Below are 16,286 nucleotides of genomic sequence, written 5' to 3'. Positions count from 1 at the left end.
AGCTGCGCGACCCTCGTAGAAGCTGGCAAGCCAGCTCCTACAAGGTTAGTACCACACGCAGGATTAGCGTCAAATCAGCCGCGGTGACGACCACGGAAGTAATTGATCAAGCCTTGTGTGGATGCGTCGTCAGCCGGTGCTTCTTCGCTGCCAACCAGACGGTTGTAGACGCCCTTGCCCAATTCCTTGCCCAGCTCCACGCCCCACTGGTCGAAGGCGTTGATGCCCCAGATCACGCTTTGTACAAAGACCTTGTGCTCGTACATCGCTACCAGTGCGCCGAGGCGGCGCGGGCTGATGCGCTCGACCACCAGGGTGTTGCTCGGACGGTTGCCCGGGATCACTTTATGTGGCGCGAGTCGTTGCACTTCGGCTTCGCTCATGCCCTTGTCACGCAGCTCGGCTTGCGCCTCGGCGAGGGTTTTGCCGAGCATCAGCGCCTGGCTTTGCGACAGGCAGTTGGCGTACAGCCACTGGTGGTGGTCGGCCACCGGGTTGAAGCTGACGATCGGCACAATGAAGTCGGCCGGAATCAATTGGGTGCCCTGGTGCAGCAACTGGTGGTAAGCGTGCTGACCGTTGCAACCCACGCCGCCCCAGATCACCGGCCCGGTATCGGTCGAAACGGCGGTGCCGTCCTGACGCACGCTCTTGCCGTTGGATTCCATGTCCAGCTGTTGCAAGTGCTTGGTGATGTTACGCAGGTAGTGGTCGTACGGCAGGATCGCGTGGCTCTGGGCGCCCCAGAAATTGCCGTACCAGACGCCGAGCAACGCCAGCAGCACGGGCATGTTCTGTTCGAACGGCGCGGTCAGGAAGTGCTGGTCCATGGTGTAGGCACCGGACAGCAGTTCCTTGAAGTTCGACATGCCGATGGCCAGGGCGATTGGCAGACCAATGGCCGACCACAGCGAGTAACGTCCGCCCACCCAGTCCCACATCGGGAAGATGTTCTCTTCGCGGATACCGAAGGCCACAGCGGCGGCGTTGTTGCTCGAAACCGCGATGAAGTGACGATGCAGCTCGGCTTCCGAACCACCCTGAGCCAGGTACCAGGCACGGGCGGCCTGGGCGTTTTTCAGGGTTTCGAGGGTGTTGAAGGATTTCGACGAGACGATGAACAGCGTGGTCTCGGCGCGCAATTTCATGGCCAGTTCGTGGAACTCGCTGCCGTCGATGTTTGCCAGGTAGTGGCAACGCACGCCTTTCTGGGCATAGGCCAGCAGCGCCTCTGACACCAGTTCAGGGCCGAGGAACGAGCCGCCGATGCCGATGTTCACCACATCGGTGATCGGTTTTTCGGTGTACCCGCGCCACAGACCGTCGTGGATGCGGCCAACGAGGTCAGTGATCTGGTTCAGCACCTTGTGCACTTCCGGCATCACGTTGACGCCGTTGACCGACAGCTTGTCGCCAACCGGGCGACGCAGGGCGGTGTGCAGGGCAGGGCGGCCTTCGGAGGCATTGACGATTTCGCCGTCGAACAGCGACTTGATCGCGCCCTTGAGGTCGACTTCGTTGGCCAGGCCTACCAGTAGCTTGCGGGTCTCGGCGTTGATCAGGTTTTTCGAGTAATCGAGAAACAGGCCGCAGCTGCTGAGGGTGAATTGAGTGAAGCGCTGCGGGTCGGCATTGAAGGCCTCGCGCATGCTGAAATCCTGCATGGCCTGGCGGTGGTCATTCAACGCTTGCCAGGCAGGCAGAGCGGTAACGTCATGAGGGGTGCGGTAGTACGCCATCGCTGCGGGTTTCCTTTTTACTTGAACGGCTTTTATGACACTGAAAGTCCCGGAATGTCTCGTCCACATTGTGGGCGAAGTCCGGTCAGCCTGCGTGCACACGATTAAATAGCGCAGACCGGTAACAGTAAACCTCGCGGGTTGATCTGTCTTGGCTTTGTCTGACCTGCGACCGGTACTTTTTTATACCGGTACGGCAGGCGAGGACAATAGAAAGGGGGCCGGGGGTGGAGAATGGCGGGTTCGATCAGGCGACCTGAACCGGAATGGCGTTACTGGTGTGGCTCAGCTCATTGCCCGGTGCCATGTAGAGCATGCGCGGCTTGAAATTGAGCAATTCGGCTTCGCTGTAATGGGCGTAAGCGCAGATGATCACGCGATCGCCGACCTTGGCCTTGTGCGCGGCGGCACCGTTGACCGAGATCATGCGCGAACCTTCTTCGCCACGGATGGCGTAGGTGGTGAAGCGCTCGCCGTTGTCGACGTTGTAAATCTGGATCTGTTCGTACTCACGAATGCCGGACAAATCCAGCCATTCGCCGTCGATGGCGCAGGAGCCTTCGTAATCGAGTACGGCATGGGTGACTTCGGCGCGGTGCAGCTTGGCTTTGAGCATGATGGCGTGCATGAGTGTTTCCCGGGTCGGAATCGAACGGCGGGCAGTTTGCCCGATGGTGTTGGGGGCGGCAATACAGCTTGGAATTCAATTTGCGGAGCAGTCGGAAACACTGTGGGAGGGGGCGTTCTCGCGATGCCTGACTGTCAGCCAACACAGATGTTGAATGTCAGTCCGTTATCGCGAGCAAGCTCGCTCCCACAGGAATGGAGGTGCTCGGAATTATGCGTCGAGATTCAGGTGCAGGTTGTCGATCAACCGTGTCGTGCCCAGAAATGCCGCGACCAGAATCACCAGGTCGCGGTCCTCGGGCATTGCCGGCCGCAAGGTCAACGCATGGCGAATTTCCAGGTAATCCGGACGCAGGCCTGCCGCTTCGAGCTTTTGCAGTTGTGCGCGGATCAGGGCCGGATAATCGCGTTCACCCTGCTTGATCGACGCGGCGATCTCGCTCAGCGTGCGATACACCACCGGCGCAACGGCCCGTTGTTCTTCGCTGAGGAAACCGTTGCGCGACGACAGCGCCAGGCCGTCGGCCGCGCGAACGGTCGGCTCGCCGATGATCTGGATCGGCATGTTCAGGTCATGGACCAGCGCACGGATCACCGCCAGTTGCTGGAAGTCTTTCTGGCCGAAGATCGCCAGGTCCGGCTGGACCATGTTGAACAGCTTGCTGACCACTGTCGCCACGCCCTCGAAATGCCCCGGACGGCTGGCGCCGCACAGGCCTTCGGACAGTTGTGGGACGCTGACGCGGGTCTGGCCCGCCATGCCGTCGGGGTACATCTCCTCAACGGTGGGTGCGAACAGCAAGTGGCAGCCGGCCTGGAGCAGTTTCTCCTGATCGGCGGCGAGGGTGCGCGGGTACTTGTCGAGGTCTTCGCCGGCACCGAACTGCAGCGGGTTGACGAAAATGCTCGCGACCACGAAATCCGCCCGTTGCGAGGCTTTGGTCACCAGTGCGATATGACCGCTGTGCAGGTTGCCCATGGTCGGCACGAAAGCGATGCGCTTGCCTTCGCTGCGGGCGCGAGCCACGGCGGCTCGCAGTTCGCGTACGGTTTTGACGGTGTTCATGCAGAGAATCCGTGTTCGATGCCAGGGAAAGTTGCTGCTTTGACTTCAGTGACGTAGGCACTCAAGGCTGCGTGGATGCTCTCCTGGCCGGCCATGAAGTTCTTCACGAATTTGGGGACGCGGCCGGTCATGGACAGGCCCAGCATGTCGTGCAGGACCAGTACCTGACCGTCGGTGCGATTGCCGGCGCCGATGCCGATCACCGGAATCTTTACCGCCTGTGTGATTTCCTCGGCCAGTTCGCTGGGAACGCACTCGAGCAGCAGCATTGCCGCGCCAGCCTGTTCCAGCGAAATCGCATCGGCACGCATTTGCCGCGCCTGGTTTTCGTTACGGCCCTGGACCTTGTAGCCGCCGAGGATGTTCACCGATTGTGGCGTCAGGCCCATGTGCGCGCACACCGGGATGCCGCGTTCGGCGAGCAGACGGATCGAATCCGCCAGCCACAATGCGCCTTCGACCTTGATCATGTGCGCGCCGGCCTGCATCAACAGGGCGCTGTTGGTCATGGCCTGTTCGGTGGTGGCATAGGCCATGAATGGCAGGTCGGCGAGGATCAACGCATCGGTGTTACCGCGTTTGACCGCAGCCACGTGATAAGCCATTTCGGCGGTCGTGACCGGCAGGGTGCTGTCGTGGCCTTGCAAAACCATGCCGAGGGAGTCGCCCACCAGCAAAACTTCAACGCCAGCCTGATTGCAGGCGTGGGCGAAGGTCGCGTCATAGCAGGTCAGCATGGTGATTTTTTCACCTTTTTGCTTGAGACCTTGCAGCGTGGTCAGGGTGATGGCTGGCATGAAAAGTTCCTCATTCAGGCGCTGTGGAAACTACTGCGAGTAACGCGCGTGATTCTTCGTTAAATACAGGCGCACGTTCTTTTGTCGTGCTTGTAAGGCCTGGATTGCGCCCTTCAACGCCGTGTTGACGGCAACGGGACGCCTATAGTCGTGAGGAGAACTCGGGAAGTCAATTGGGTGTGTTACCGCCTTGTTACGTCTGGGGTGTTACCGGGGTTACTGATGCGATTCAGCAAGTTCTGTAGGACTGACACCGCGCCAATGTAGGAACGGGCTCGCTTCCACAGGGGGATTGGGGTCAATTCGCGGACAGGCGTTCCAGGCCGACGAACGGGCATGCAGCGAGCAGTTCGCTGAGGCAGCGACCATCGGCCAAACGCAGATCGGCTGGCGCCAACTCCGCCAGCGGATACAGGACAAAAGCTCGTTCCTGCATATGGTAGTGCGGCACCTTCAAGCGTGGCTCATCGATCAACCGATTACCGAACAGCACGATATCGAGATCCAGGGTGCGCGGCCCCCAGCGCTCAAGGCGTTCGCGGCCCTGCTCGTTCTCGATGGCTTGCAGCGCATCCAGCAGCTCCAGCGGTGCCAGGGCGCTGTCGAGGGCGGCGACCGCGTTGGTGTAGCGCGGTTGTCCAGGAAGCAGCGAGTCGCTTTGATAAAACCCGGAAACACCGACCAGTACCGATCGCGGCAGCCGGGCCAGTGCGGCGACGGCACTGCGCAACTGTTCGGCGGGGGCCGCCAGATTGCTGCCCATGCCGATGTAGATGCGTTCCATGGATTATTCGCCCGTGTTACTCGAGGCGCCCGCGGCGCGCTTGCGCTTGGAGCCACCACTGCGGCGACGCTTGCGCGGAGCGCCGGTGCCGTCATCCTTGCCGCTGAGGTCGCGGATCATGTCGCGACGCTCGCTTTCATTGGCATCCTGATAATCGGTCCACCATTCGCCCAGGCCATCGGTCTGCTCGCCCGCGCTTTCGCGCAGCAGCAGGAAGTCGTAACCGGCACGGAACCGTGGGTTGTCCAGCAGCAGGTCGGCGCGTTTGCCGCTGCGACGGGGCAGACGCTCCTGCATGTCCCAGATCTCTCGGATCGGCATGGTGAAGCGTTTTGGAATGGCAATGCGCTGGCATTGTTCGGCGATCAACTCGTGGGCCGCTTCCTGCATCGCCGGAATCGGCGGCATGCCACGTTCCTGCAGGCGCAGCACGCGCGCTGGCAGCGCAGGCCAGAGCAGCGCGGCAAACAGGAACGCCGGCGTCACCGGCTTGTTCTGCTTGATGCGCAGGTCGGTATTGATCAGCGCTTCGCTGATCAATGTGTGGGTGTAGGTCGGGTTGTATTCCAGCGCTTCGGCGCTGGCCGGGAACAGCGGGTCGAACAATTGCAGGTCGACCAGCATCTCGAAGGTGTCCGCGGCATGGCCGGAGAGGAACAGCTTGAGCACTTCTTCGAACAGACGGGCTGAGGGAATTTCGCGCAGCATCGGTGCCAGGTCGCGGATGGGCACGGCGCTGTGTTTTTCGATGCCGAAATTCAACTTCGCCGCAAAACGCACGGCCCGCAGCATGCGCACCGGGTCTTCCTGGTAGCGTTGCTTCGGATCGCCGATCAGACGGATCAGATGATTGCGAATGTCGTGTACACCATTGGCGTAGTCGAGGATGCGTTCGCTGACCGGATCGTAGTAAAGAGCATTGATGGTGAAGTCGCGGCGTTGCGCGTCTTCTTCCAGGGTGCCGTAGACGTTGTCGCGCAGGATGCGCCCGCTTTCGTTGCGGGAAGACTGATTGCTGTCTTCCTCTTCGTCGTTTTGCGGGTGATTGGCGCGGAAGGTCGCGACTTCGATGATTTCGCGGCCGAAGTGGATGTGTACCAATTTGAACCGGCGCCCGATGATCCGCGCATTGCGGAATTCGGCCCGTACCTGTTCGGGGGTGGCACTGGTGGCGACATCGAAGTCTTTCGGCGTGATGCCGAGCAGCATGTCGCGCACACAGCCGCCGACCAGGTAGGCCTGGTAGCCGGCGCCCTGCAGGCGTTCGACGATATTCACCGCATAACGGCTGAATTGCGCCTTTTGCAGCGAGTGTTGGCCGCTGTTGAGCACTTCAGGTGTGCTGCGGATGTGTTGCGTACGACGCAGGGGAGTACGGAATGACTGGAACAGCTTCTTCAGCATGGGATGCACTGTTTGAAGGAATGTTCGGCCAAAAACGAAGAATGACCGCATGATGGGCCGGGATTCTAGCATTTAGTCGGGGGATGGTGTAGGAAGCTGCAAAAGCGCTTGAAGGAGATGTCTGGTAGGCACTGTGGAGAGGGGGTATGCCCCGTTCCAGTGCACAGCACTGGCAAGATGTCGGAAGCGCTCAGGCGCTTGGGGCTGCTTCGCACCCAGCGGGGGCAAGCCCACTTGCCAGAAACTACAAGGGGAGCCGAAGCTCCCCAAGAAGTAGTTGCATGCTCTGTTTTTATTATTGGTTTCGGGCTTTTTGTTTTTGTTAAGTGCCCTCGCCATGAAGTTTTCCTTCATGACCCTCCCAATCGGGAGCCAAGAGCAAACGGATTGCTTTGGTCGCTGTGTTGCGTTGATCTTGCGATCCAACCAGTACAGGCTCTGTCTTAAGACAGTTTTTTGTTGTTCTCGGCCTGGTCGTGGGGCAAGCCCCAAATACAACGCCTCTCCAAAAGAATCAGTTAGCTGCGCCTCTCGCCGTCTTGTTTTTATTGTGCGTGAGTCGATTCGTCTTATTTTTATTGTCTTGTGCATTGCTTGTTATTGTTCTTGTACCAAACATATAGCAGGGTGCGTGCCAACTTTTACAAACCCCAGTAAAACAAGGGCTTGCCCGTATTGATGGGGTTGCTGAAGGCCAAAAAAAGCCGGGGCTTCGTTACCGTAAGCCCCGGCTTCTGTTACGTGAAAAACCTGAGGTAACAGTTTCTTCACAAAATCATGTGTTACCCGCACATGAGACAGGTGGCGTTCAGCTTTCGCTGGCAACCCCGGTCTTGCGCCGTGGGATGCCCAGGCGCTGACGGCGTTCCCACAGGCATTTGCGGCTTACCCCGAGTTTGCGTGCCAGTTCGGTTTCGGTCATGTGGTCCTGATGTTCAAGGACGAAGTGCTGGAAGTAGTCTTCCAGGGACAGGTCTTCGGTCGGCTCGTGGCTGTTGTTGGCGGCACTGTTGCCTTGTTGCGGTGCCAGGCCGATGAATTCGTCGTCTTCCAGATCACTCAGCTCAATGTCGATGCCCAGCAGCTCGGCGGATATTTCCGGGCTCTCGCTCAGGATGACAGCGCGCTCGACGGCGTTTTCCAGTTCTCGAACGTTACCGGGCCATGAGTAATGGCGAATGGCTTGCTCGGCATCCGGGGCAAACTTCAGGTCGGTGCGGTTGATCCGCGCGCTCTGCCGCGCCAGGAATGCGTTGGCGATTTCGTTGACGTCGGCACCGCGCTCACGCAGGGCCGGCAGTTTCAGTGCGATCACGTGGAGGCGGTAATACAAGTCTTCACGGAACTGGCCGATTTTCGCCAGGCTCTTGAGGTCGCGGTGAGTCGCGGCGATCAGGCGCACATCGACTTTCTGCGACTGTACCGAGCCCACCCGGCGAATTTCGCCTTCCTGCAGTACGCGCAGCAGGCGGGCCTGTGCTTCAAGCGGCAGTTCGCCGATTTCATCGAGGAACAGGGTGCCGCCGTCCGCCGCTTCCACCAAGCCGGCACGTCCGGCGCTCGCACCGGTAAACGCACCTTTTTCGTGACCGAACAATTCGGACTCGATCAGGCTTTCCGGAATGGCCGCGCAGTTAACCGAGATCATTGGCGCCTTGGCGCGTTTCGACAGGTTGTGCAGGGCGCGCGCCACCAGCTCTTTACCGGTGCCGGACTCGCCCTGGATCAGGACATTGGAATCAGTCGGCGCCACTTTGCGGATCTTGCCATACAGGTCCTGCATCGGCGGGCAGGAGCCGATGATGCCGATTTCGCCGTTGCTGTTGTCGGTACCCGTTTTTGCCGCGCCGTTGGCGACTTTGCCGGCAACCGGTTCACCGCTGGCAGGCGTCGATTGCCGGTCACGCAGGATGCGTGCGACGGCCTGGAGCATTTCGTCGTGATCGAAAGGCTTGGCGATGTAGTCCACCGCGCCCATCTTCATCGAGTCGACCGCCGAGCGCAGGCTGGCGTAGCTGGTCATGATCAGCACCGGAGTGCCTTGGCCGAGTTTGATCAGCTCGGTGCCCGGTGCGCCAGGCAAGCGCAGGTCACTGACGATCAGGTCGAACGTGGGAATGGTGAAGCGTTCTTGTGCTTCCTGCACTGAACCGGCTTCGCTGACCTGGTACTGGTTGCGTTCCAGCAGGCGGCGCAAGGCGGAGCGGATAATCGTTTCGTCTTCGACGATCAAAATGTGCGGCATTGATTCGATACTCTCGACGGTCTCAGTTCACAGCGGACGTCGCTTCGACATGACGCGGTAATGTCACCCGGATACGGGTGCCGCGTTGGCTCTGAACATCAGCCGGGCTGTCGATGGTGATTTGTCCATAATGCTCTTCAACGATGGAATAGACCAGTGCAAGGCCCAGACCGGTACCTTCACCCGGGTCCTTGGTAGTGAAGAAAGGTTCGAACAATCGGTCCTTGATGCTCGAAGGTATTCCGCTGCCTTCGTCTTCCACGATCAGGTCGACCGTGTGCTCGCCGGCTTCGCTTTTGACGCGCACCGCGCTGCCGGGAGGCGAGGCGTCGCGGGCGTTTGAGAGCAGATTTATCAGCACCTGTGCCAGACGCTGCGGGTCGCCTTCGACCCAGTGGTCCGGATCGCACAGGTTGTAGAACTGCACTTCGAAATTGCGTCGGTTCAATGCCAGCAGGCCGATGGCGTCCTGGGCGACTTCGGCCAGACAGACGGGCTCGTCGCTGTGCTGATGGCTGCCGGCATGGGCGAAGCTCATCAGCGACTGGACGATGCGCGATACGCGTTTGGTCTGTTCGAGGATCTGACCACTGATTTCCTTGAGTTCGCCGTCTTCTTCGCGCTCTTCGCGCAGGTTCTGCGCCAGGCAGGCGATCCCGGTGATCGGGTTGCCGATTTCATGGGCTACGCCAGCCGCGAGGCGACCGATGCTGGCCAGGCGCTCCGAGTGCACCAGTTTGTCTTCGAGCATCTGGGTTTCGGTCAGGTCTTCCACCAGTAACACCAGGCCACTGTTACCCGGCGCGAGCGGTTCGTCGATCGCCGCCTTGTGCAGGTTCAGCCAGCGGGTTTGACCGTCGAGGGCCAGATGCTGCTTGTGCAAGTGTTCGTCCGGCACGTTGATGAAGCCCTGCAGCAGTTCTTTCCACGGGGCCGCAATGGTGCTCAAGCGCGAACCGACCACGCGTTGCGCGGCGATCCCGGTCAACTCCTCCATGGCTTTGTTCCACATGAGGATTTCCTGGTCCTTGGCCAGGGAGCAGACGCCCATCGGCAATTCCTGCAGGGTCTGGCGGTGATAGCGGCGCAGCGCATCGAGCTCGGCGGCCAGGCCGGTCAGGCGAGAGTGGTAGTCCTCGAGGCGGCTTTCGATGAAGTGGATGTCTTCGGTGACGTAGTTTTCACCGCCGGCCTTATAAGGCAGGAACGTCTCGACCATGTCCTGGGCCACGCTCGGTCCCATCAGGCCCGAGAGGTTGGCTTCGATCCGGTCGCGCAAGCGGCGCAAGGCGTAAGGCCGACGCTCGTCGAATGGCAGGTAGAGGTCACGCAGGGCTTGCTCGACCTCCTTCTGCGCGGCCTTGGCGCCCAAGGGCTTGGCCAGTTGCGTGGCGAATTCCTGGGGGGAGGCGGCGTGCAGTTCACGGCGCTGCGGGCGACGCACGTTGTCTACGGCGCAGGCTTCGGCGGCGCTGGCTTCTTCGGTGCTGGCGTTGGTGAACAGCGAGATCAGGGTGAACATCAGTACGTTGGCCGCCAGCGAGGCGATTGCGGCCATGTGCCAGCTGGTATCGTCCAGCACATAGATCATGTTCAGCAGCGGAATGTAGAAGCCCTGGAGGTTGCCGACCAGCGGCAGCAGCATGGTCACCAGCCAGACCAGAATCCCCGCCAGCAACCCGGCGATGAAACCGCGACGGTTGGCGGTCGGCCAGTACAGGACCGACAGTACGCCCGGCAGGAACTGCAAGGTGGCCACGAAGGCGACGATGCCGAGGTTGGCCAGGTCTTGTTCGGCGCCCAGCAGCAGGTAGAAGCCATAGCCGGCCATGATGATCGCGACGATCAGCGCCCGGCGCGTCCACTTCAGCCAACGGTAGATGTTGCCTTCGGCCGGTGGCTGGTACAGCGGCAGTACCAGATGGTTCAGGGCCATCCCCGACAGCGCCAGGGTGGTCACGATGATCAGGCCGCTGGCGGCGGACAATCCACCGATATAAGCCAGCAGCGCCAGGGCCTTGCTGTTGGCGGCGATGCCGATACCCAGCGTGAAGTATTCCGGGTTGGTGGTCGCGCCGAGTTTCAGGCCGGCCCAGAGAATCAGCGGTACTGCCAGGCTCATCAGCAACAGGAACAGCGGCAGGCCCCAGCTCGCGCTGACCAGCGAGCGCGGGTTGAGGTTTTCGGTGAAGGTCATGTGGTACATGTGCGGCATCACGATCGCCGAAGCGAAGAACACCAGCAGCAGCGTGCGCCACGGGCCTTCCTGCAGCGGTGTATGCAAGGCGGCGAGGGCGGTCTGGTTTTGCAGCAGCCACAGTTCGAGCTGTTGCGGACCGTCGAATACGCCATAGAGCGCATAGAGGCCAACGCCGCCGATGGCGATCAGCTTGATCACCGATTCGAAGGCTATCGCGAACACCAGGCCTTCGTGCTTCTCGCGAGTGGCAATGTGCCGGGAGCCGAAGAAAATCGTGAACAGGGTGATCAGGGCGCAGAAACTCAGGGCCACGCGATGCTGCACCGGTTCGCGAGTGAGGATCCCGATGGAGTCGGCTACCGCCTGAATCTGCAGCGCCAGCAATGGCAGCACGCCGATCAGCATGAAAATCGTGGTCAACGCGCCGGCCCAGGTGCTGCGGAAGCGAAACGCGAACAGATCCGCGAGGGAGGACAACTGATAGGTGCGAGTGATTTTCAGGATCGGATACAGCAACACCGGCGCCAGCAGGAACGCCCCGGACACACCGAGGTAGCTGGACAGGAATCCATATCCGTACTGATAGGCCAGGCCCACGGTGCCGTAAAACGCCCAGGCGCTGGCATAGACGCCCAGCGACAGGGTGTAGGTGAGCGGGTGGCGAATGATCGCCCGCGGGATCATGCCCCGTTCGCTGATCCAGGCCACGCCGAACAGCACCGCCAGGTATGCGGCACTGATCAGGATCATCTGGGTCAGGCTAAAGCTCATCGGCATCTTTTTGGCTCTGCAGGATGAAGGTCACGACGATCAGGATCAGCCAGAGCAAATAGGGCCGGTACCAGGCGCCAGTGGCGTCGATCCACCAATCCATGATGGCCGGGGAAAACAGGTAAATCCCCACTACCAGGAGCAGGACCAAGCGATAGATGTACATCCCGGCCTCTCTTTTTTATGCGCGTGCCCGAAAACGTGCGGCGATGGTAACGGATGGGTGCGCCACTGCAAGCAAGATCACTGTAGCTGTGCCTCGGGCAGGCTCAGTGTGCGCGGGATTAACATGGCATCCCAGTGGGCGATGCCCCAGTTCAGCACTTCCCGTGGCGTGGCGTAAGTCAGTTCGTTGCCGGGGTTCTGCCCGAGTGCGCGCAAGGCTCGCAGCAGCAACGGCGTGGCCTGGTCTGCGGTGAGCGGGGGCGAGCGATAGGATTTGCCCAGTTTGTTGCCATCGGGCTGGGTGATCAGCGGGATGTGCAGGTAACGCGGCTGCCGCAGGCCGAGCAGCTCCTGCAGATACAGCTGGCGCGGGGTGGAGTCGAGCAGGTCGGCGCCCCGCACGATGTCAGTGATGCCTTGCCAGGCATCGTCCAGCACCACGGCCAGTTGATAAGCGTATAGCCCGTCGCGGCGACGGATCACAAAATCACCGACGTCCCGGCCCAGGTGCTGGTGGAACTCTCCCTGCACCCGGTCAATGAAGTGGTAGTCCAGCTCAGGGACGCGAATCCGAATCGCCGCATCTTCGGTGCCGTGGCCGGCATTGCGGCACAGTCCCGGATAAATGCCGTGGTAGGGCTCCAATTGTTTGCGCGAGCAGGTGCAAGCGTAGGCCAGGCCCTGACTGAACAGGCGATTGAGTACTTCGGCGTAGGCATCGTGGCGGTCGCTCTGGCGGACCATCTCGCCATCCCACTCGAACCCGTAACTCTCCAGAGCCTTGAGAATCGCCGCCTGAGCGCCGGGTTCTTCACGGGGAGGGTCGAGATCTTCCATGCGCATCAGCCAGCGGCCGCCGACCGAGCGCGCATCGAGATACGAGGCCAGCGCCGCGACCAGCGAACCGAAATGCAAGTGGCCACTGGGCGTGGGGGCAAAGCGCCCGATGTAGGTGGGGGAGGTGATGGCGGTCATATGGGCGATGTTATTTGGTCGGGAGAGGCGCATATCAAGCTGCAGGAGCGAGCTTGCTCGCGAAAAAACGTCTGCACACCGCGAGCCGTCAAATGGCGCGCGTTATCGTTGTCGTCCAGTGCGAGCAAGTTCGCTCCTGTACAGAAACACAGAAACAAAAACGGAGCGTTCGCACGCTCCGTTTTTCGTTCAAGTCGCAATTACTTGCCGACTTGCTTTTCCTTGATTTCCGCCAGTGTCTTGCAGTCGATGCACAAGTCAGCGGTAGGGCGTGCCTCAAGGCGCTTGACGCCGATCTCGATGCCGCAGGATTCACACCAGCCGTACTCTTCGTCTTCGATCAGTTGCAGCGTCTTGTCGATCTTCTTGATCAACTTGCGCTCACGATCGCGGGCTCGAAGCTCGAGAGCGAACTCTTCTTCCTGGCTGGCACGGTCTGCCGGGTCAGGGAAGTTGGCCGCTTCGTCCTTCATGTGGTCCACAGTCTTGTCGACACCTTCCATCAGCTCTTTTTTCCACTGGTTCAGAACCTTGGTGAAGTGCTTGCGCATGGGCTCGCCCATGTACTCTTCGCCAGCTTTCTGAACATAGGGCTCGAAGCCGCTGATCGCCTGATTCGCTTGTTGCTTTGCTTGGGTGGACATGAAATAGACCGCCTCTACTCTTGTAATCCATCTGCGCAGGATTGCTCCATCACCGACACCTGCCGGCCCTGCGGCTGCAAGCGGGCGAACTTACCAGATCAAATCAGACCGCGCTACTCCCGGATGTCGAGCCTGCGGCCCGTGGGGCTTGCAAAGGCCGGCAAAGCGCGGTCTGGTGGTTCTGGAGCGCTGCTCAATTAATGATTTTAGTCAAACCGTGGGGGCTCGTTTGAGTTGTTTTCGGCCAGGTTGTATGGCGTGTGACCGCTTTAGGTTCTCGCTCGTTCCTGTGCTTGGGTAGAATCGGTTCTTTTTCCCCGTTGAAGGAAGGCCAATGGCTCAGTCCTACAGTGCCCGCAGTCGTGCGATCGAACCTTTCCATGTCATGGCGTTGCTGGCGCGTGCCAATGAATTGCAAGCGGCCGGTCATGATGTGATTCACCTTGAAATCGGTGAGCCGGACTTCACCACCGCCGAGCCGATCATTCGCGCCGGCCAGGCAGCGCTGACAGCGGGGAAGACCCGTTACACCGCCGCGCGCGGCATTCCCGAACTGCGTGAGGCCATTTCAGGCTTTTATCAGCAGCGTTATGGCCTGAACATCGACCCGCGGCGGATCCTCATCACGCCCGGCGGCTCTGGTGCGTTGTTGCTGGCCAGTGCGTTGCTGGTCGACCCGGGCAAGCATTGGCTGCTGGCGGACCCGGGTTACCCGTGCAACCGGCATTTCCTGCGCTTGGTGGAAGGCGCCGCGCAGCTTGTTCCTGTCGGCCCTGAGGTGCGTTATCAACTGACCCCGGGCCTGGTCGAGCGGCATTGGGATCATGACAGTGTCGGCGCGCTGGTAGCGTCACCGGCCAACCCGACCGGGACGATTTTGACCCGCGACGAGTTGGCCGCGCTGTCGACCTCAATCAAGGAGCGTCACGGTCATCTGGTGGTGGATGAGATCTATCACGGCCTGACCTATGGCACCGATGCGGCCAGTGTGCTGGAAGTCGATGACAGTGCCTTCGTCCTTAATAGTTTTTCGAAATATTTCGGCATGACCGGTTGGCGTCTCGGCTGGCTGGTCGCGCCGGATGCCGCCGTCGGTGAGCTGGAAAAACTCGCCCAGAACCTCTACATCAGTGCTCCGAGCATGGCGCAGCACGCTGCGCTGGCATGCTTCGAGCCCGCAACCATTGAAATTCTGGAAGAGCGCCGAGCGGAGTTCGGTCGTCGTCGGGATTTCCTGCTCCCCGCCCTGCGGGAGCTCGGCTTCGGGATTGCCGTTGAGCCGGAAGGGGCGTTCTATTTGTATGCCGATATCAGCAAGTTCGGCGGTGATGCCTTCGCGTTCTGTCGCCACTTCCTCGAAACCGAACACGTTGCGTTTACTCCGGGGCTGGATTTCGGTCGCTATCAAGCCGGGCATCATGTGCGATTCGCCTACACCCAAAATCTTGAGCGCTTGCACGAGGCGGTCCAACGGATTGCTCGCGGCTTGCGGAGTTGGCAAGGCTGATGCGTTTCGATCCGCCACTCGAAGAAGGTCGACTGATTCGTCGTTACAAGCGTTTTCTCGCCGATATCGAAACCGTTAGCGGCGAGTTGATGACCATTCATTGTCCGAATACGGGTTCGATGCTCAATTGTCAGGTCGAAGGCGGGCAGGTCTGGTTCAGCCGCTCCAATGATCCCAAGCGCAAGTTGCCGGGAACATGGGAAGTGGGCGAAACCCCACACGGACGGCTGTTTTGCGTGAATACCGCGCGGGCCAACGGACTGGTGGAGGAGGCGCTTCGCGGTGGAGTCATCGCTGAGCTGGGCGGCTTCACCGGTCTCAAGCGCGAGGTCGCCTACGGCCAGGAAAACAGCCGGATCGACTTTCGCCTTGATTACCCGGGTGGACCGGCCTTTGTGGAAGTCAAAAGTGTGACACTGGGTTTCGAGGGCTCATCGGTAGCGGCGTTTCCCGATGCAGTGACGCAGCGAGGGGCCAAGCATTTGCGTGAATTGGCGCATTTGGCCCGAGACGGAGTTCGGGCTGTGCAGTTGTACTGCGTGAACCTGACCGGTATCGATGCTGTACGTCCGGCTGAAGAAATCGATTCGGCCTACGCCGCGGCGCTGCGTGAGGCCGTGGCGTGCGGGGTCGAGGTGCTGGCGTACGGTGTGCGATTGACTCACGAGGAAATGAGGGTCGATCGGCGCCTGGAGGTGTTGCTCGGTGATTAAAGGCTGATCCAGAGGCCTTGTGCGTCCTCGCGGCAATCGATGCGCTTCAGCGATTGTCCCGCGCAAGGCCCGGCCACGCATTCGCCGTTCTCGATCAGAAACAGGGCGCCATGAGTGGCGCACTGGATCAAGCTGTTGCTGGGGTCGAGAAACTGGTCCGGGGTCCATTCCAGTCCGACGCCGCGGTGCGGGCAGCGATTGATATAGACGTATACCTGGCTGGCCCGGCGTACGGCGAAGAGCTTCTGGCCATCGATTTCGAACCCGCGGCTGCAGGCATCGGCCAGCTCGGCACTGGCACAAAGAAATTTCATGTCCATCCTCAGGTTTTGTCGCTCATGTGCAGATAGGCCCGAGCCGACGTTCAAAAATGCAAACAACTGATCAAGTGGCGTATGTCTATGTCTGATGCAGTGGCCTGCTGCCTAGGATACTGGGTAGCTCCTGCTTTCTCCCAGGCAAAAAAAGACCCGGCATGAGCCGGGTCAAATAACCGTGATAAGCCTGATGAGGAGATAATCTGAGAGTCCGAACCAAGGGCTGTCCAGAATATCGACCAGTCTCGCGACCAGTTGCGTTAATAATATCGATTATCATTATCAAGTCAACTGGTCATTTCTCATTTGTTTGAATCCTGTCGATTGTCTGC

14 protein-coding genes are annotated in these 16,286 nt (G+C 60.2%); 2 read left to right on the top strand and 12 right to left on the bottom strand.

Translation table 11 applies throughout. From position 1 onward, the window contains the following. Positions 1-74: 74 nt before the first annotated feature. From pgi to dksA, 11 genes are all read right to left on the bottom strand, one after another. A complete protein-coding gene (gene pgi, locus JQF37_RS06690) occupies positions 75-1,739 on the bottom strand; it encodes a glucose-6-phosphate isomerase (RefSeq protein WP_047533342.1) in 1,665 nt (554 codons plus the stop codon). Positions 1,740-1,986: 247 nt separating this feature from the next. Next, a complete protein-coding gene (panD, locus tag JQF37_RS06685; RefSeq protein WP_003228271.1) occupies positions 1,987-2,367 on the bottom strand; it encodes an aspartate 1-decarboxylase in 381 nt (126 codons plus the stop codon). Positions 2,368-2,577: 210 nt separating this feature from the next. Beyond that, positions 2,578-3,432, bottom strand: coding sequence for a pantoate--beta-alanine ligase (gene panC / locus JQF37_RS06680; RefSeq protein ID WP_130204846.1), 855 nt, complete (start codon positions 3,430-3,432; stop codon positions 2,578-2,580). Then, complete coding sequence (gene panB / locus JQF37_RS06675; RefSeq protein WP_130204848.1) at positions 3,429-4,229, bottom strand: 3-methyl-2-oxobutanoate hydroxymethyltransferase; 801 nt, start codon at positions 4,227-4,229, stop codon at positions 3,429-3,431. Before panB ends, panC begins: the two co-directional genes overlap by 4 nt. A gap of 298 nt (positions 4,230-4,527) precedes the next feature. Continuing rightward, entirely contained in the window at positions 4,528-5,013 is a 486-nt protein-coding gene (gene folK / locus JQF37_RS06670) for a 2-amino-4-hydroxy-6-hydroxymethyldihydropteridine diphosphokinase (RefSeq protein WP_130204850.1), read from the bottom strand. Positions 5,014-5,016: 3 nt separating this feature from the next. Continuing rightward, positions 5,017-6,417, bottom strand: a complete 1,401-nt coding sequence (locus JQF37_RS06665) for a polynucleotide adenylyltransferase PcnB (protein WP_047533333.1) — start codon at positions 6,415-6,417, stop codon at positions 5,017-5,019. Positions 6,418-7,225: 808 nt separating this feature from the next. Next, complete coding sequence (locus tag JQF37_RS06660) at positions 7,226-8,662, bottom strand: sigma-54 dependent transcriptional regulator (RefSeq protein WP_130204856.1); 1,437 nt, start codon at positions 8,660-8,662, stop codon at positions 7,226-7,228. A gap of 22 nt (positions 8,663-8,684) precedes the next feature. Beyond that, positions 8,685-11,639, bottom strand: coding sequence for a sensor histidine kinase (locus tag JQF37_RS06655; RefSeq protein WP_189340270.1), 2,955 nt, complete (start codon positions 11,637-11,639; stop codon positions 8,685-8,687). Then, complete coding sequence (locus JQF37_RS06650) at positions 11,623-11,799, bottom strand: hypothetical protein (RefSeq protein ID WP_003176118.1); 177 nt, start codon at positions 11,797-11,799, stop codon at positions 11,623-11,625. Before JQF37_RS06650 ends, JQF37_RS06655 begins: the two co-directional genes overlap by 17 nt. Positions 11,800-11,876: 77 nt before the next feature. Beyond that, a complete protein-coding gene (gene gluQRS, locus JQF37_RS06645; protein ID WP_130204858.1) occupies positions 11,877-12,773 on the bottom strand; it encodes a tRNA glutamyl-Q(34) synthetase GluQRS in 897 nt (298 codons plus the stop codon). A 200-nt stretch (positions 12,774-12,973) separates the two neighbouring features. Next, positions 12,974-13,417 (bottom strand): RNA polymerase-binding protein DksA, encoded by a 444-nt coding sequence (gene dksA / locus JQF37_RS06640; protein ID WP_008058386.1) that lies wholly within the window; start codon positions 13,415-13,417, stop codon positions 12,974-12,976. Between the two features lie 334 nt (positions 13,418-13,751). On the opposite strand from dksA, the gene JQF37_RS06635 reads away from it, so the two are divergent. Together JQF37_RS06635 and sfsA are read left to right on the top strand one after the other, a co-directional pair. Then, positions 13,752-14,924, top strand: coding sequence for a pyridoxal phosphate-dependent aminotransferase (locus JQF37_RS06635; protein WP_047533308.1), 1,173 nt, complete (start codon positions 13,752-13,754; stop codon positions 14,922-14,924). Further along, entirely contained in the window at positions 14,924-15,637 is a 714-nt protein-coding gene (gene sfsA / locus JQF37_RS06630; protein WP_130204860.1) for a DNA/RNA nuclease SfsA, read from the top strand. Before JQF37_RS06635 ends, sfsA begins: the two co-directional genes overlap by 1 nt. Here the strand turns inward: sfsA and JQF37_RS06625 are convergent. Then, the gene (locus JQF37_RS06625) at positions 15,634-15,951 is read right to left on the bottom strand and encodes a Rieske 2Fe-2S domain-containing protein (RefSeq protein WP_130204862.1); all 318 of its coding nucleotides are present in this window, start codon (positions 15,949-15,951) and stop codon (positions 15,634-15,636) included. The two genes, sfsA and JQF37_RS06625, sit on opposite strands and share 4 nt — an antisense overlap. Between the last annotated feature and the right edge of the window lie 335 nt (positions 15,952-16,286).

Origin of the sequence: Pseudomonas sp. MIL9, from assembly GCF_016887925.1 — a bacterium.
In the GTDB taxonomy this organism is placed as follows: domain Bacteria; phylum Pseudomonadota; class Gammaproteobacteria; order Pseudomonadales; family Pseudomonadaceae; genus Aquipseudomonas; species Aquipseudomonas mohnii.
The sequence above is the reverse complement of the archived record's forward strand: the minus strand, read 5'-3'. Positions and strand labels throughout refer to the sequence as shown.

Excerpts from the sequence above, each read along its gene's own strand:
- pgi (WP_047533342.1), bottom strand. The coding sequence starts at position 1,739 with ATGGCGTACTACCGCACCCCTCATGACGTTACCGCTCTGCCTGCCTGG.
- panD (WP_003228271.1), bottom strand. The coding sequence starts at position 2,367 with ATGCACGCCATCATGCTCAAAGCCAAGCTGCACCGCGCCGAAGTCACC.
- panC (WP_130204846.1), bottom strand. The coding sequence starts at position 3,432 with ATGAACACCGTCAAAACCGTACGCGAACTGCGAGCCGCCGTGGCTCGC.
- panB (WP_130204848.1), bottom strand. The coding sequence starts at position 4,229 with ATGCCAGCCATCACCCTGACCACGCTGCAAGGTCTCAAGCAAAAAGGT.
- folK (WP_130204850.1), bottom strand. The coding sequence starts at position 5,013 with ATGGAACGCATCTACATCGGCATGGGCAGCAATCTGGCGGCCCCCGCC.
- JQF37_RS06665 (WP_047533333.1), bottom strand. The coding sequence starts at position 6,417 with ATGCTGAAGAAGCTGTTCCAGTCATTCCGTACTCCCCTGCGTCGTACG.
- JQF37_RS06660 (WP_130204856.1), bottom strand. The coding sequence starts at position 8,662 with ATGCCGCACATTTTGATCGTCGAAGACGAAACGATTATCCGCTCCGCC.
- JQF37_RS06655 (WP_189340270.1), bottom strand. The coding sequence starts at position 11,639 with ATGCCGATGAGCTTTAGCCTGACCCAGATGATCCTGATCAGTGCCGCA.
- JQF37_RS06650 (WP_003176118.1), bottom strand. The coding sequence starts at position 11,799 with ATGTACATCTATCGCTTGGTCCTGCTCCTGGTAGTGGGGATTTACCTG.
- gluQRS (WP_130204858.1), bottom strand. The coding sequence starts at position 12,773 with ATGACCGCCATCACCTCCCCCACCTACATCGGGCGCTTTGCCCCCACG.
- dksA (WP_008058386.1), bottom strand. The coding sequence starts at position 13,417 with ATGTCCACCCAAGCAAAGCAACAAGCGAATCAGGCGATCAGCGGCTTC.
- JQF37_RS06635 (WP_047533308.1), top strand. The coding sequence starts at position 13,752 with ATGGCTCAGTCCTACAGTGCCCGCAGTCGTGCGATCGAACCTTTCCAT.
- sfsA (WP_130204860.1), top strand. The coding sequence starts at position 14,924 with ATGCGTTTCGATCCGCCACTCGAAGAAGGTCGACTGATTCGTCGTTAC.
- JQF37_RS06625 (WP_130204862.1), bottom strand. The coding sequence starts at position 15,951 with ATGAAATTTCTTTGTGCCAGTGCCGAGCTGGCCGATGCCTGCAGCCGC.